Source organism: Streptomyces sp. NBC_00461 (genome assembly GCF_036013935.1).
Classification (GTDB): domain Bacteria; phylum Actinomycetota; class Actinomycetes; order Streptomycetales; family Streptomycetaceae; genus Streptomyces.
On record NZ_CP107902.1, the window covers coordinates 10009667 to 10024018 of the forward strand.

Below are 14352 nucleotides of genomic sequence, written 5' to 3' on the forward strand. Positions count from 1 at the left end.
GGAGGAGCGGGCACATGCAGCACGAGCGAGCGGGTCAGCAGGCCGGCCCCGAGGATCTCGTCGACGTCGCCCGGCTGGTCACCGCGTACTACGCGCTGCACCCGGATCCGGCCGACCCGGGGCAGCGGGTGGCTTTCGGCACGTCAGGACACCGCGGATCGTCCCTGACGACCGCGTTCAACGAGGACCACATCGCCGCGACCAGCCAGGCGATCTGCGAGTACCGCGCCGACCAGGGCACCGACGGTCCGCTCTTCCTCGGCGCCGACACGCACGCCCTCTCCGAGCCCGCACGGGTCACCGCCCTGGAGGTGTTCGCGGCCAACGGCGTCACCGTGCTCATCGACAGCGCGGACGGCTACACACCCACCCCCGCGGTGTCGCACGCCATCCTCACCCACAACCGCGGCCGCACCTCCGGCCTCGCCGACGGCGTGGTGGTCACCCCCTCGCACAACCCGCCCGCCGACGGAGGCTTCAAGTACAACCCGCCGAGCGGCGGACCGGCGGGCTCCGAGGCGACCTCCTGGATCCAGGACCGGGCCAACGACATCATCACGGCCGGCCTCAAGGACGTACGGCGTATCCCGTACGCCAGGGCCCTCACTGCCGAGACCACCCGCCGTCACGACTTCCTCGGGGCCTACGTCGCCGACCTGCCGCACGTGCTCGACCTGGACGCGGTCCGCGCCGCCGGAGTGCGCATCGGCGCCGACCCGCTCGGCGGCGCGTCGGTCGGCTACTGGGGCCGTATCGCCGAACAGCACCGGCTCGACCTGACCGTGGTCAACCCCCTCGCGGACCCCACCTGGCGCTTCATGACGCTCGACTGGGACGGCAAGATCCGTATGGACTGCTCGTCGCCGTACGCGATGGCCTCGCTCATCGAACAGCGCGACCGCTTCCAGGTCGCAACGGGCAACGACGCCGACGCCGACCGGCACGGCATCGTCACGCCGGACGCGGGGCTCATGAACCCCAACCACTACCTGGCCACGGCCATCTCCTACCTGTACGCCCACCGCAAGGAATGGCCGGCCGACGCGGGCATCGGCAAGACCTTGGTGTCGTCCGGGATGATCGACCGGGTCGCCGCGGACCTGGGGCGCCGGCTGGTCGAGGTGCCGGTGGGATTCAAGTGGTTCGTGGACGGGCTGGTGGGCGGCTCGATCGGCTTCGGAGGGGAGGAGTCGGCCGGGGCGTCCTTCCTGCGCCGTGACGGCTCGGTGTGGACCACCGACAAGGACGGCATCATCCTGGCGCTGCTCGCCTCAGAGATCATCGCGGTCACCGGTAAGACGCCGTCGGAGCACTACGCCGCCCTGACCGCCCGCTTCGGCGAGCCGGCCTACGCCCGCATCGACGCCCCCGCGACCCGCGAGGAGAAGGCGCTGCTCGCCAAGCTGTCGCCCGCGCAGGTCACCGCCGACACCCTGGCCGGCGAGGCGGTCACCGGGGTGCTCACCGAAGCCCCGGGCAACGGCGCGGCCATCGGCGGCATCAAGGTGAGCACCGAGAACGCCTGGTTCGCGGCCCGTCCCTCCGGCACCGAGGACGTGTACAAGATCTACGCCGAGTCGTTCCGCGGCCCCGACCACCTGCGCCAGGTGCAGGACGAGGCGAAGGACGTGGTGATGGCGGCCCTCGGCGGATGAAGCGGTGGGTGACAGGGCGGCTGCCCGACTGTGACGGGCCGTGACGAGGCGAACCGGCGCAGCCTCGAAGGGGTCCCCTCACCCACCATGTCGCTATCATCCTCTGAAGCGCATAATCTGGGGTTTTGCCCCGATGGGGCCACGGCCCACGGCCCCGCCGGAGTGATCATGTCCCTCGAGCGCCCGACAGACGACGGCGACGAGCTGCTCGCCAGACTCGGGTCCTTGACCGCCCAGGCACGCGAGCTGGCGGAGCTGCAGCGTTCCCGGGTCGAGCTGGCCGTCGCCCTGCAGCGCGGCATGCTGCCCCGGGACCTGCCCGCCGCCCCGGGCCTCCACCTGGCCGTCCGCTACGCACCGGCCTTCCACGGCCTCAACGTGGGCGGCGACTGGTATGACGCCTTCACCATGCCCGACGGGCGCATCGGCCTGTCCATCGGCGACGTCCAGGGCCACAACATCGAGGCGGCCGCCTTCATGGGCCAGGTCAGGGTCGGCCTGCGCGCCCTCGCCGCCGTCACCGGCGATCCCGGCGAGCTGCTCTCCCGGACCAACGACCTCCTCCTCTCCCTCGGCACCGACCTCTTCGCCACGTGCACCTTCATGCGGCTCGACCCGTCCACCGGGGTGCTGGAGAGCGCCCGGGCCGGACACATCCCCCACATCTGGGCCACCGCGGACGGACAGTCCGGCATCGCCGAGGACGAGGGCGGGCCGCCCCTCGGCATCGAGGAAGGAGTGCAGTACCCGGTCTCCCGATACCGCCTGACCACGGGCGGCGTGTTCGTCCTGCTCACGGACGGCGTGGTGGAAGGGCCGTCGCTGCATGTCGACGAGGGCCTCGAACAGGTGGTGCGGCTCGCGGGTATCGCCGCGGTCGCCGGGATGGAGGCCGACGCACTCGCCGCCGGTGTGATGAAGGTGGCCGAGCGCGTCGGCCACGAGGACGACGCGGCCGTACTGGTCGTCGGACACGATGGGCCCGACCGCCGGCGGCCGTGGACCGACGGGCCCGACCGGCGGCCGTAGCGCCGGGCCGCCCTTCTCCCGCCTCGCCGAGCGGCTGACATCGGTGTCTGATGGCAGCTGTGGTGGCTATCCAGGACCTGCGGCGGCCGGCCGTCTTCGCCTTCCAGGCGCTGACCGTCGCCGCCTGCTACTACGCCGCCGGGCGGCTGGGTCTCCTGCGCCAGCTCGTCGTCGGGGACGCGGTGGTCACACCCATCTGGCCGCCCATGGGCGTCGCGGTCGCCTGTCTGCTTCTGTTCGGTCTGCGTGCCTGGCCCGGCATCGCCCTCGGCGCACTGTTCGTCGTCATGTCCATCACCTCACTCCAGCCCGCCGTCATCGGCACCCTCGTCGGCAACACCGCCGCCCCCGTCTGCGCGTACTACATGCTGTGCAAGGTGGGCTTCCGCACCGACCTCGCCCGCTTACGCGACGGCGTCGCCCTGGTGTTCCTGGGAGCCCTCACCGCCACGCTCGTCAGCGCGACCGTCGGCGCCGGCCTCCTTGTCCTCACGGGCAAACTCGCCACGCAGAGCTTCTGGCTCGTCTGGTCGGCCTGGTGGGCCGGTGACGCGATGGGAGTCCTGATCGTCACCCCGGTCCTGCTGGTGCTGTACGGGGCGCGCCGGCAGCCGCCCACCCCCCGCTGGAAGGAGGCCGTGGGCCTGACCCTGGTCGCCTGCGTCCTCGTGCCCTTCGCCACCCACAGCGCCGTGAGCCTGCTGTTCCTCGTCTACCCGCTCCTGATCTGGGCGGCCCTGCGCTTCCGGCTCGCGGGCAGCATGCTGTGCGCCCTCTTCGCCTCCGTCATGGCCACGATCGCGGCGACCGACCAGGTCGGACCGTTCGCGGGAATACCCCGGATCCAAGTGATGATCAAACTCCAGGCGTTCAACGGCGCGATGGCGCTGACCGCTCTGCTCCTGTCAGCGGTGATCACCGAGCAGTTCAACACCAGAAACTCGGTGGAGCAGGCCTGCCAGGAACTCGTCGAGGTTCTGGAACACCTCACCGCGGGGGAGGCCACGCAGAGCCGGTTGCCCGTGGAGGCCGATGACCGGCCATGACGTCACCCGCGAGGGGGCATTGCGTGGGCAACGCCTCGATGCGGGGTACTGGACGATGTGCATCGCGACGGAAGGATCGCGACGGAAGGACGGAAGGACGGAAGGACTGCCATGACGACATTCGTGATCACGGTGCCCGGCACCTTCACCACCGACGCCGGAGCACAAACGCGAGCGGAGCTGAAGCGCGCCCTGCGCCCGGCCGATCCGCACCGCACACACATGGGGAGCGCCGAGGACCTCGACGTCCTCAACGTGAACGAGGACAACACCTTCACCATCCGCCTCACCATCGAGGCGGACAGCGGTCCCCGCGCCGAACTCGACGCCCGGCAACTCGCGGAATCGGCACTGGAGGCAGCGGGCCTGGATCCCGGTACGGCGCCGCTCGGGCCTGCCGTGATCACCGGCATCGACTCCGGGGCGTGAGCGTGCAGCTGAACGGGCCGTTGAGCGGCGAGTTCAGTTCCACAGCGGATAGGTCACCGTCCGCGGGAACGTGTCCGGCCTGGCGCCCTGGTACACGAGGGTCATCCGGGTGTAGTGCTGCAGCCGGGGGTGCTTCTTCCAGTGCTTCGGGTGATCCAGCCGTACGAAGACGCGGTACGCGTGGAACCTGCCCGCCGCGCAGTAGGGCTTGCAGTCGTTGACGATGTTGACACCCCGGGCCTTCGCCGCGGTCCGGCCCCACTGCGACCAATGCATCGAGGCCAGGCGGCTGTTGCCGTCACCGCAGGCCAGCACGAAGGCGGTGGGGCGCACGTCCGCGTGCCAGAAGCAGTCGACGAGCACGGGGACGCGGGCCTGCTGCCGCACCGTGTGCGAGGCCGCCGGCGCCGTCGGCCGGGCCTGGGACGGCGCGCTCGCCGCAGCCGCCAGCGCGGCGGCGAAACAGAGCGTGACCGCCGTACTCCATGTGTGCCTGCGCATGTCAGCTCCCCGCTGCCGTCGCCCACCGACCGTACGACGCTACGACCGCTTCTTCGACGCTACGACCGAGTGGGGGGATCCACCACTCGGACGGAGCAATGCGACGGCTCTTCGGTGACGGCTCTTGGCGGCGGGTCGTCAGCGGTGGTTCAACGCGAAGGTGGTGAGGACCGCCGCGTGGTCCGACGGCCAGTCGTTGTCGGCGACATCCGGCCAGGCGCGCGGGACGCCGGTGACGACGGTGCGGGAGTCGACGACCTCCAGGCCGCGGCCGCTGTGCAGGACGTAGTCGATGCGGTCCTGCGGCTCCGGGCGCGTCACGTCGTTCTCGTGCCGGATGTGGATCGGCGACCAGGTGTGGCCCGGTTCGCGGACCGGATCGGGATGCGCCTCGCGGTAGGAGTCGCGCAGACCGGCGGTCTCGGCGGCCCTCGTCACGGGCCAGGCCACGTCCGGCCGGTCGAGGTGGGAGGGGCAGTTGAAGTCCCCGGTGAGGATCACGGGCGTCGCGGCGTCGGCCGACTCGGCGATCCACCGCAGGGTCTCCCGCATCTGGGCCAGCCGTACGTCCTCGTGGGCGATCAGCTCGGCCGGTCCGAGCCCGTCGAAGGCCGCCTCGTACGGTCCGTACGGCGTGTAGTGGAGATGGGCCGTCCACACGTCCACCTCGTACGAGCGGCCGACGCGGATGCGGGCACCGGCCGCTCCGTAGAAGCCGACGCCGGGGTCGCCGAGGGCGGCCGTGACGGGGTGGCGGCTGATGATGCCGAGGTTCTCGCCGGCCTGGTGGTGGTGCCAGCCCAGCGCCTCGGCGAGTTCCCGGGCCGACGTGCCGGCCGTCTCCTGCAGGCCCACGACGTCGGCCTCGCTGTCCAGGATCACCTTCAGCTGTTTGGCGCGGTGGTCCTCGACCTTGGTGCCGCCGTGCCAGAGGTTCCAGCTCATGACGCGCAGCCGGGGGCCGACCAGGCCCCGCAGCCGGCTCGGGGTCACGTCCTCCAGGCTGTCCACCACGGTCCGTCCGGGTGCCGCGTCGATCGGGGCGAGCGACGGCACCGCCAGCACGGCGCACCCGGCGGCCTCGGCGGAGCTGACCCCGGTGGAGGTGTCCTCCACCGCCACGCAGTGGGCCGGATCGACGTCGAGGGCGCGGCACGCGGCGAGGTAGGGATCGGGGGCGGGCTTGGTGATGACGGTGTCGTCGGCGGTCACGGAGACCGCGAAGCGGTGGGCGCCGAGCGACATCAGTACGGTGTCGGCGACATCCCGGGGCGAGGCGGTGACCAGGGCGGTGGGCACGTCCTCCGCGGCCAGCGCGTCGAGCAGGTCAAGGGCCCCGGGGCGGGGGACGACGCCCGCTCGGATCCGGTCGGCGAACTCGCGGTGCAACGCTCCGGCGACCTCGGCGACGGGCCGTCCGCCGGCCGCGCCCAGCCAGGCCGCGGTGTGCTCGACCGGCCGGCCGAGCACGTCCGGCCGGTCGGCCTCGGTCAGGGCCCGTCCGGCGACCTGCTCCACCGCCTCCCACCAGAGCCGCTCGGTGTCGACGAGCGTGCCGTCCATGTCGAACAGCACGGCCGCCAACGAGGGGTCAGGAATACGACCCGCAACGCTTTCCACGGAAACCTTCTCTTTCTTCTTTTCCCGAGTCGGGAAACGGCACTCGGCGTCCCGGAGGACCCGGACGCCGGGGCGACGGTGTGACCACTGCGGCAGCTTCGGGCAGCCGTCTACGGCCGCTGCGCCACCAGGACCTCCTGGTCCTGGAGTCCGACGGCCACCGGTGTGCCGACGGGCAGTTCACCCGCGCGCCGGGTGGGCACGTCGGACTTGACCTCGACGCCGTCCGGGAGCCGTACCGTGACGCGGGTGGACGCGCCCAGGAAGGCGGTGGCCACCACCCGTGCCCCGGCGTCCGGATCGGGCGTGACGTCCACCCCTTCCGGGCGCAGCAGTACGTCGACGTCCGCGCCGGCGGTGACGCCCTCGCCGGTCGCGGGGACCCGGCGCCCCAGCACCTCGACGGTGTCCGGCGCGGTCATGACCCCCGGGATCCGGCTCGTCGTCCCGACGAACTCGGCGACGAACGCGGTGGCCGGGCGGGAGTACAGCTCGGTGGGCGTGGAGCACTGCTCGACCCGGCCGGCCCGCATCACGGCGACCCGGTCCGCCGTCGACAGGGCCTCTTCCTGGTCGTGCGTGACGAACAGGGTGGTGATGCCGAGTTCCTGCTGCAGTCGGCGGATCTCCTCGCGCAGGGTGGTGCGCACCTTGGCGTCCAGCGCCGACAGCGGTTCGTCGAGCAGCAGGACCCGCGGGCGCAGGGCGAGCGCCCGGGCGAGCGCGACACGCTGCTGCTGACCGCCGGAGAGCTGGTGCGGAAACCGCTCGCCCTTGTCGGCGAGCCCGACCAGGTCCAGCAACTCGGCCGCCCGCGAACGCCGTTCGGCCGTGGCCACCTTCCGCATGCGCAGCCCGAAGGCCACGTTGTCCAGCGCGTTCAGATGCGGGAAGAGGCTGTACGACTGGAAGACCATCCCGGCGTCGCGCCGGTGGGCCGGAACACCGGTGACGTCCTCCCCGTCGACCAGCAACGCGCCGGAGTCGGGCGTCTCGAACCCGGCGAGCATGCGCAGCGCGGTGGTCTTGCCACAGCCGGACGGGCCGAGCAGGGCGAGCAGTTCGCCGGGCTGGACGGTCAGGTCGAGGCCGTCGAGCGCGACCGTCGCCCCGAACCGGCGGTGCAGGCCGCGGAACTCGATGGTGGCGGCACCGTCCCGGACGGTCCTGTCGTTCTCGGGGACTGTGAGAGTCATGATGTTGTCTTCCCTCGGGAGACGGTACGGGAGGAGGCACTCCGGCCGCCGAGGGCGGCGAGGGCCAGCAGCAGCGCCCAGGTCACCAGCAGGCTGAGCACGGAGACGGCGACGGACATCTGGGCCTGGGAGCCGGAGACGTCGACGATCCACACCGCGAAGGGCTGGAAGCCCAGAAGGTGGGCGACGGTGTACTCGCCGAGCACCAGGGCGAGGGTGAGGAAGGAGGCGTTGAGCAGGGCACCGCGCAGGTTCGGCAGTACGGCCCGCAGCAGCGCCTGGGTCTGGTTCGCGCCACAGCTGCGGGCGGCCTCGACGAGGGTGGGCACGTCGATCGCGCGCAGTCCGGCGTCCAGGGCCCGGTAGACGAACGGCAGCGCCATCACGACGTAGGCCAGGACGAGGACGAAGGGGAAGTCCGGGTTCTGGATCGCCACGATCGTCTCGAAGAAGGGCGTGCGCGAGAGGTAGTCGGGCCCCCACTTCAGGACCGTGCTGATCCCGGCGACGAACGCGATGGGCGGCACGACCAGCGGCAGCGAGCAGACCACCTCGACGACCGGCCGCAGCCGGGGCGCGCCGAGCCGCAGGGCCACCATCGCGGGCACCATGAGCAGCAGCACCAGGACGATGGTGGCGGCGGCCAGTTCCAGGGCCAGCACCAGGCTGGAGACGAAGCCGCCGGTGGAGACGATCTGGCTGTAGGCGCCGAAGGTGATCCGGTCGTTGACGTCGACCGAGAAGATCACGGAGGCGCCCAGCGGGACGAGGAAGTACAGCGCGGCGAGGCCGAACACGACCCACCGCCACGGGTTCAGGCGAGCCATCGCGCGCTCCGTCGTTGCAGGGGCAGGTAGACCGCCATCACCAGGCCCGCGACCAGCACCATGTCGAGGCTGAGGGCGAGCGCCACGTTCTCCTGTCCGACCAGGACGTTGCCGGAGATCGCGTCGGCGATCTGGAGGGTGACCAGCGGGACGGAGCTGCCCACCATGGCGGCGGCGGTGGCGTAGGCGGCGAACGCGCTGCCGAAGAGCAGCACGAAACCGCCGAGCAGGGACGGCGTGAGCACCGGCAGGGCCACGTGCCGCCAGTACTGGGCGTGGGTGGCGCCGTTGTTCTGGGCGGCCTCGCGCCACTGGGCGCGCAGCCCCTCCAGGGCCGGGGTGATGGTGAGCACCATCAGCGGGATGAGGAAGTACAGATAGACCAGGGTCAGGCCCCAGAAGCTGTAGAGGTCCCAGCCCGCGTCCTTGAGGCCGAGGTGCTGGGTGAGGACGCCGGAGTTGCCGAGGGTGGCGACGAAGGCGAACGCGAGCGGTACGCCACCGAAGTTGGCCAGTACCCCGGAGGCGGTCAGCACGGCGTCGCGCAGCGCCCGGAACCGCGAGGTCACCACGGCCTGCGCCAGGAACAGGCCGAGCACGGTGGCGAGGGCGGCGGAGAGGGCGGACAGCTTGACACTGCCGAGCAGGGCCGTCAGGTAGGCGCCCTGCAAGGAGTCCGTGAGGTTCGCCGTGGTGTACGAAGTCGCGCCCGTCGCCTGGTCCTTGACCGTGAACGCGCCGTTCAGCATGGCCAGCGCCGGGATGCCGAAGGCGATCACGGTGACCACGAGCAGCGGGACGACGGCGAGCCAGCCGGGCGCACGGCGCCGCCGCTGCGGTGCAGCGGCGGACGCCGTGTCGACCCTCGGGAGGGTGGAGGTCATCCGGAGATCGCCTTCGCCCAGCCCTCGGCGATGGCAGTCTTGGCCTTGCTCTGCTGGGCCTCGGTCGGGAAGGACGGCGTCCCGGAGACCTTCGGGAGCTTGGCCGCGGCCGTCTTGTCCAGCGTGCCGGCCTTCTCCAGGGCCGTCATCAGTGCCGGACGGGCGTACCCCTTGAGCCACAGGTTCTGGCCCTCGGCGCTGTACAGGTACTCCTGCCACAGGCGGGCGGCCGCCGGGTGCGGGGCGTCCTTGTTGATGGCCTGGGAGTAGTACTGCGCGTACTGGCCGTCGCTCGGCACCGACACCTTCCAGTCGACGCCCTTGGACTTGAACTCGTCGGCGTAACCGGCGTTCAGGTAGTCCCAGTCGATGCTGATCGGCGTCTCGCCCTTCTCGACGGTCGCCGGAGTCGACTCGACGGGCGTGTAGTTGCCGTTCTTCTTCAGCTTCGCGAAGAAGTCCAGGCCGGGCTGGATGTTGTCGAAGGAGCCGCCGTTCGCGAGCGCGGCCGCGTACACACCGCCGAAGGCCGAACCCGACTTGGTGGGGTTGCCGTTGAGCGCGACCTGGCCCTTGTACTGCGGCTTGAGCAGATCGGCGAACGTGGTCGGGCAGGTCTTGATCCGCTTGGCGTCGCAACCGATGGAGATGTAGCCGCCGTAGTCGTTGAACCAGCGCCCCTGCGGGTCCTTCTGCCCGGTCGGGATGTCGGCGAAGGAGGCCACCTTGTAGGGCGCGACGAGTCCCTGCTGGGCGGCGCTGAGCGCGAAGGAACTACCGAGGTCCAGAACGTCGGGCGTGCGGTCCTGGCCCTTGCGCGAGGTGACGGCGTTGATCTCGTCCTGGCTGGAGCCGTCGGGGTTCTCGACCGTGATCTTGATGCCGTACTTCTTGGTGAAGCCGTCGATGAGGGCGCCGTAGTTGGCCCAGTCGCGGGGCAGCGCGATGGCGTGCAGCGTGCCTTCCTTCTTGGCGGCCTTCACGAGGGCGTCGAGGCCACCGAAGTCGGCGGCGGAGGTGGCGGTGGCGGCGTTCTTGCCGTCGGCGGTCGTCGACGCGTTGTCGGGAGCGGCGCCGCAGGCACTCAGGGCGAGCGCGGCGACGACGGCGAGGGAGCCTGACAGGGCGGCTGTTCTCGACTGGGACACGGTGACTCCAGAAGGGGGCGCAGGGACGCACTAGACTGAGAACTTGTCTGAACAAGTTGGCCTCAGTAATGCTGCCTGCGGTGACGCGTTCGTAAACAGTGGCGAAATTGTGACCTCCCAATCCCTGCACAGTTCGGGGAAAGCGCAGTCACCCGGCGGTCTCGATTAGGGTGGTCACGCTGTGCACAGCTGCCGACTCGGAGGGACACATTGCCGACGCGACACGAGGAGATCGCCGACGAGCTGCGGAGGGCGATCGACCGCGAGGAGTACGCGGTCGGCAGCAGGCTGCCCGCCGAGACCGAACTCGCCGCGCACTACGGCGTCTCGCGCGGCACCGTCCGTCAGGCCGTCGCGGCACTGACGGCCGAGGGCCTCATCGGCTCCCGGCAGGGCGCCCGCCGTGTCGTCCTCGCGAGTCGCCGCAGCCAGAGCTTCGCCGAGCTGCGCAGCTTCGCCCAGTGGGCCCGCGCCATGGGCCGGGTAGCGACGGGGCGCGTGGTGTCGCAGGAGTATCTGCCGGCCACCGCACAGGACGCCGCCCGCCTCCAACTGCGCGAGGGGGCACGGGTGTTGCACGTCCTGCGGGTGCGTGGCCTGGACGGCGAGCCGGTCCTGGTCGAGCGTACGGTCTACGCCGACTGGATCTCGCCGGCCGTAGAGGCGATCGACCCGGACGCCGCGTCCGTCACCCAGCAGCTCTTCGAGGACACGGGTCTCGTCTTCGCGTACGGTGAGCACGTCATCGACGCGGTCGCCGCCGGCGCGCAGGACGCAGGCCTTCTCGGCATCCGCCGCACCAGCCCGCTGCTGCGCGTCCGGCGCGTCACGACCACCCGCGAAGGACGCCCCGTGGAGTGGTCCGACGACCGCTACCGCTCGGACGCCGTGAGCTTCAGCGTGCACAACTCGATAGGCAACAACGCGCTGGCCCGCAAGACGGCGGAGTGAGACGCGTCCTTCAACTCCTGTATGAGCATGGAGAGTTGATCGTCGGCCGCCCCCGGGCGGCGACCGAAGTACCGGACGTGAAAAGGCCTCACCGACTGACCGGGCGGGCCAGGAGCTGGGTGACGTGCTCACGTACGGCGTCCCACGCCGGGGTGTGGAGCGTGCCGAGGGACGTGTCGCCCAGAGCGTTGATCGCCCGGTCGGCGCCGGCGCCACCGCCGGCGTGGCAGGGGACGTCGTCCGTGAGGACCTCGTAACCGTCCCGGACGGCGACGTGGAGGCGGTCGAGTCCGTCGTCGTGGGCGTGCACCGCGGCGGCGACGGCGAGCGGCGGCGCTCCCCCCGCCTCGCCGGACAGCTTGCGATAGCCGCTGACGAGGGGTTCCCGCCAGTGGAGGCTGAGCAGGAGGTGGTGCTTGGCCACCACCTCGGCCAGGTCGGTCTCGAAGACCCGGTCCCGGTCGAGCACGATCCCCCGGGCGTTCAGCACCAGCGCGGCCGGCAGCAGACAGCGCAGCGTACTGCCGACCAGGTTGCCGCCGACCGTCGCCGTGCGGCGCACGGCTCCCGTTCCGACCCCGGCGGCCGCATGGTGCAGCACCTCGGGCACGCGCTCGTCGATCCGGCTCAGCACCACCGCGGCGCCGAGCGCCCCGCTCGCGATGACATTGGCCTCCGGCACGTTGCGCAGCGACATCGCCCGCTCGGGGAATCCGTCGCGTTGCCAGCCCGCCCAGATCAGCGTCGCCCCGCCGACGGGTACAGCTCCTTCGGCGATGCACTCCTGCGCTTCGGACACGGATTCGGGCAGACGTAGCAGCACAGGAGCCGACCTGCTTTCTCGACGAGTTGGACCTGAGGTACCGGGCGTCCCGGTCAGGAGGCCGCCGACACGGCGCATCTTCCTCACTCGCGTGGCGGCGCGTACAGAGCTCACTGATCCATTGCGTGCGCCCCCTCCGCGGCGCCGCCCCGGATCTTCGGGGGAGGATGAGGCGTCCGGAGTGGAGAGGTGCCGTACGCGTGAGGAATGGTGGGGTAATGCAGCGGAACGAGTCCGCGCTGATCGTGCGCCACGCGCCGCCCGCAACGGCGGCCGCGGCGATCATGACACTGCACGGCGGCCTTGAGCTGAGCCGCCGGACGGCGCGCCCCTGGCAACTCGCCGCGCTCCGCATGCGCCCGGTACTGCGGGCCGCCGCCGCGGACTCACCCCCGGACACCCTGCTCGGGCAGGTCCGCTACCGGCACCGGGGCTGGAACACCGGTGACCCCGCTGACGACGCCCTGCGGGCGCTCGACGAACTGCAGCGGTCGGCGGGAGCCGTACCCACGGTCCTCGTGGGGCACTCGATGGGAGCCAGGGCTGCCCTGCGAGCCGCGTCCCACCCGCTCGTACGCGGCGTGCTGGCGCTGGCGCCCTGGTGCCCGCCCGTGGACTCCGCCCGCCATCTCGCCGGCGTAGGGCTGTTGGTCCTGCACGGTGACCACGACCGCGTGACCCCTCCCGCCGAATCCGCCGACTACATACGCCGGGCCCGCGAGGCCGGAGCCCAGGCCGGCATGGTGGTGGTCACGGGCGGCGACCACGCGATGCTCCGCCGCAGCGCCGACTGGCACCGGGCCACGACCGCGATCGTCGCCCACCTGCTGCGGCCGGAACCGGGCGCCGAGGGGCTGGTCGCGCAGGCGTACGCGGCGGACGGCGCCGTCCACCTGTAGCGGGGCCGGCGCCGCCGGCCGGTCAGGGCAGGAGCGGCAGGCTGGAGCAGTTGGAGGCGGCGGGACGGGCGTTGAGCCGGTCGATGAGCCAGGAGATCGCGTCGCCCTGGTCGGCGAGCAGTGGGGCGAAGTGGTTGATCAGAGCGCGTCCCAGGTTGGGCAGGACCACGGGTTTGTAGGCGACGTCGGCACCCTTCGCACACCAGGCGGCGGCGAGGCGTCGCGCCTGCGCGTGAGGCACGAGGTCGTCGCCGGTGCCGGTGGCGACCCGCACCGGTGACGCGGGTTTCATCGTGCCGATCCGCTGCTCGTCCAGGAAGGCCTTCAGCGCCGGCTCGGACTGGATGATGTCGCTGACGGATCGCCCGTCCGTGGTCCAACCGGTGCTGTGCACCGAGTTGTAGGCGAGCAGCGCGTCGCCCACGCACATCGTCGACAGATCCTTGAGAGCCGCCCGGCCCGCGGCGTTGAGGTGGGCGTCGGCGATCGGCCGGAGGGCGGGGTCGGACTGCAGGAAACCGTTGACCGACCAGCCCAGCGCACCCGCCAGGTCGCTGCCGTCAATCGCCTTGGTGACCTCCGTCAGGTCGGCCGGCGGGGCGCCCGAGTAGGTTCCGGCAAGGGTGACGTCGGGAGCGTAGGAGGGCTGCAGTTCGGCGGCCGCAGCGGTCGCGCCGCCGCCCTGGCTGTAGCCGAACAGCGCCACGCGCGAACCGGATGTGATCGAGGTGCCCGGCAGGGAGCGTGCCGCACGGACGGCGTCGAGGACGGCGTGGCCCTCGTCCACTCTGTTGACGTACGTGTGCAGCCGGTCGGTCGCACCCAGGCCCGGGTAGTCGGTGACGACCACGGCGATGCCCTTGGCCAGCAGGCGGTAGACGGCCAGGTCCTCGTAACCGACCGAGACCGTCCGGCCGTTGAACCGGAGCGGGTGCTGCATCCCGAGGGAGGCCGCGCACTGGTCGCCCTGACCCATGGTGCCGGGCGCCACGGCGACCAGGGGCCGTGCTCCGCTGCCCTTCCATGCGGCGGCCGGTTCGATGTAGGCGCCGGTGACCGCCACCGGACGGCCTCCCGAGTCGGTGGACTTGTACATCAGGCGGGTGGCCGTGCCCGGCAGCGGCCCGTCGATGCCCGGCAGGCTCAGCGCGAGGGGAAGGGGCTCGCTGCGCACCAGGGCGCCGTCGGCCGAGGGCAGGTCGGCGGGCGGGGTGTAGAACTCCGGGATCGTCACACCGCGGGAGACCACGGGACCGGCCGGCTGAACGGCAGTGGCCGGCAGGGAGCTGACGCCGAGACACGTGGCGGTGCTGACGGCGACGGCCAGCAGATATGGCGGCGCCG

At 71.5% G+C, this 14352-nt stretch carries 14 protein-coding genes; 6 read left to right on the forward strand and 8 right to left on the reverse strand.

Features of this window, described 5'->3' with window-relative positions:
• Positions 1–14 precede the first annotated feature (14 nt).
• The 4 genes from pgm to OG870_RS46235 all read left to right on the forward strand — a co-directional run bounded on the left by pgm (position 15) and on the right by OG870_RS46235 (position 4159).
• The gene (gene pgm, locus OG870_RS46220; protein WP_266528173.1) at positions 15–1655 is read left to right on the forward strand and encodes a phosphoglucomutase (alpha-D-glucose-1,6-bisphosphate-dependent); all 1641 of its coding nucleotides are present in this window, start codon (positions 15–17) and stop codon (positions 1653–1655) included.
• Between the two features lie 168 nt (positions 1656–1823).
• A complete protein-coding gene (locus OG870_RS46225; RefSeq protein ID WP_266588050.1) occupies positions 1824–2684 on the forward strand; it encodes a PP2C family protein-serine/threonine phosphatase in 861 nt (286 codons plus the stop codon).
• A gap of 50 nt (positions 2685–2734) precedes the next feature.
• Positions 2735–3730 (forward strand): MASE1 domain-containing protein, encoded by a 996-nt coding sequence (locus OG870_RS46230; protein ID WP_266588052.1) that lies wholly within the window; start codon positions 2735–2737, stop codon positions 3728–3730.
• 111 nt (positions 3731–3841) lie between these two features.
• Positions 3842–4159, forward strand: coding sequence for a hypothetical protein (locus OG870_RS46235; protein ID WP_266528182.1), 318 nt, complete (start codon positions 3842–3844; stop codon positions 4157–4159).
• A gap of 33 nt (positions 4160–4192) precedes the next feature.
• Here the strand turns inward: OG870_RS46235 and OG870_RS46240 are convergent, their stop codons facing one another.
• The 6 genes from OG870_RS46240 to OG870_RS46265 form a co-directional block, all read right to left on the reverse strand.
• Positions 4193–4660, reverse strand: coding sequence for a hypothetical protein (locus tag OG870_RS46240; protein ID WP_266588054.1), 468 nt, complete (start codon positions 4658–4660; stop codon positions 4193–4195).
• Between the two features lie 138 nt (positions 4661–4798).
• Positions 4799–6280, reverse strand: a complete 1482-nt coding sequence (locus OG870_RS46245; protein WP_266588056.1) for an HAD-IA family hydrolase — start codon at positions 6278–6280, stop codon at positions 4799–4801.
• Between the two features lie 110 nt (positions 6281–6390).
• The gene (locus tag OG870_RS46250; RefSeq protein WP_266588058.1) at positions 6391–7476 is read right to left on the reverse strand and encodes an ABC transporter ATP-binding protein; all 1086 of its coding nucleotides are present in this window, start codon (positions 7474–7476) and stop codon (positions 6391–6393) included.
• Positions 7473–8303 (reverse strand): ABC transporter permease, encoded by an 831-nt coding sequence (locus OG870_RS46255; RefSeq protein ID WP_327692236.1) that lies wholly within the window; start codon positions 8301–8303, stop codon positions 7473–7475. The genes OG870_RS46250 and OG870_RS46255 overlap by 4 nt, the downstream gene beginning before the upstream one ends.
• On the reverse strand, positions 8291–9187 hold the full coding sequence (locus OG870_RS46260; protein WP_327692237.1) for an ABC transporter permease: 897 nt from the start codon (positions 9185–9187) through the stop codon (positions 8291–8293). The genes OG870_RS46255 and OG870_RS46260 overlap by 13 nt, the downstream gene beginning before the upstream one ends.
• On the reverse strand, positions 9184–10335 hold the full coding sequence (locus OG870_RS46265) for an ABC transporter substrate-binding protein (protein WP_266588064.1): 1152 nt from the start codon (positions 10333–10335) through the stop codon (positions 9184–9186). Before OG870_RS46265 ends, OG870_RS46260 begins: the two co-directional genes overlap by 4 nt.
• A gap of 210 nt (positions 10336–10545) precedes the next feature.
• Here OG870_RS46265 and OG870_RS46270 point away from each other — a divergent pair, with 210 nt between their 5' ends.
• Positions 10546–11286 (forward strand): GntR family transcriptional regulator, encoded by a 741-nt coding sequence (locus OG870_RS46270; protein ID WP_266528203.1) that lies wholly within the window; start codon positions 10546–10548, stop codon positions 11284–11286.
• An 88-nt stretch (positions 11287–11374) separates the two neighbouring features.
• Here the strand turns inward: OG870_RS46270 and OG870_RS46275 are convergent, their stop codons facing one another.
• A complete protein-coding gene (locus tag OG870_RS46275) occupies positions 11375–12109 on the reverse strand; it encodes an FAD binding domain-containing protein (RefSeq protein WP_327692238.1) in 735 nt (244 codons plus the stop codon).
• 218 nt (positions 12110–12327) lie between these two features.
• Between OG870_RS46275 and OG870_RS46280 the strand changes: the two genes are divergently transcribed.
• Positions 12328–13008: an alpha/beta family hydrolase gene (locus OG870_RS46280; protein ID WP_266588068.1), complete on the forward strand. Its 681-nt coding sequence runs from the start codon at positions 12328–12330 to the stop codon at positions 13006–13008.
• Between the two features lie 22 nt (positions 13009–13030).
• Here OG870_RS46280 and OG870_RS46285 read toward each other — a convergent pair whose 3' ends face one another.
• Entirely contained in the window at positions 13031–14338 is a 1308-nt protein-coding gene (locus tag OG870_RS46285) for an alpha/beta fold hydrolase (RefSeq protein WP_405626665.1), read from the reverse strand.
• Positions 14339–14352: the final 14 nt, after the last annotated feature.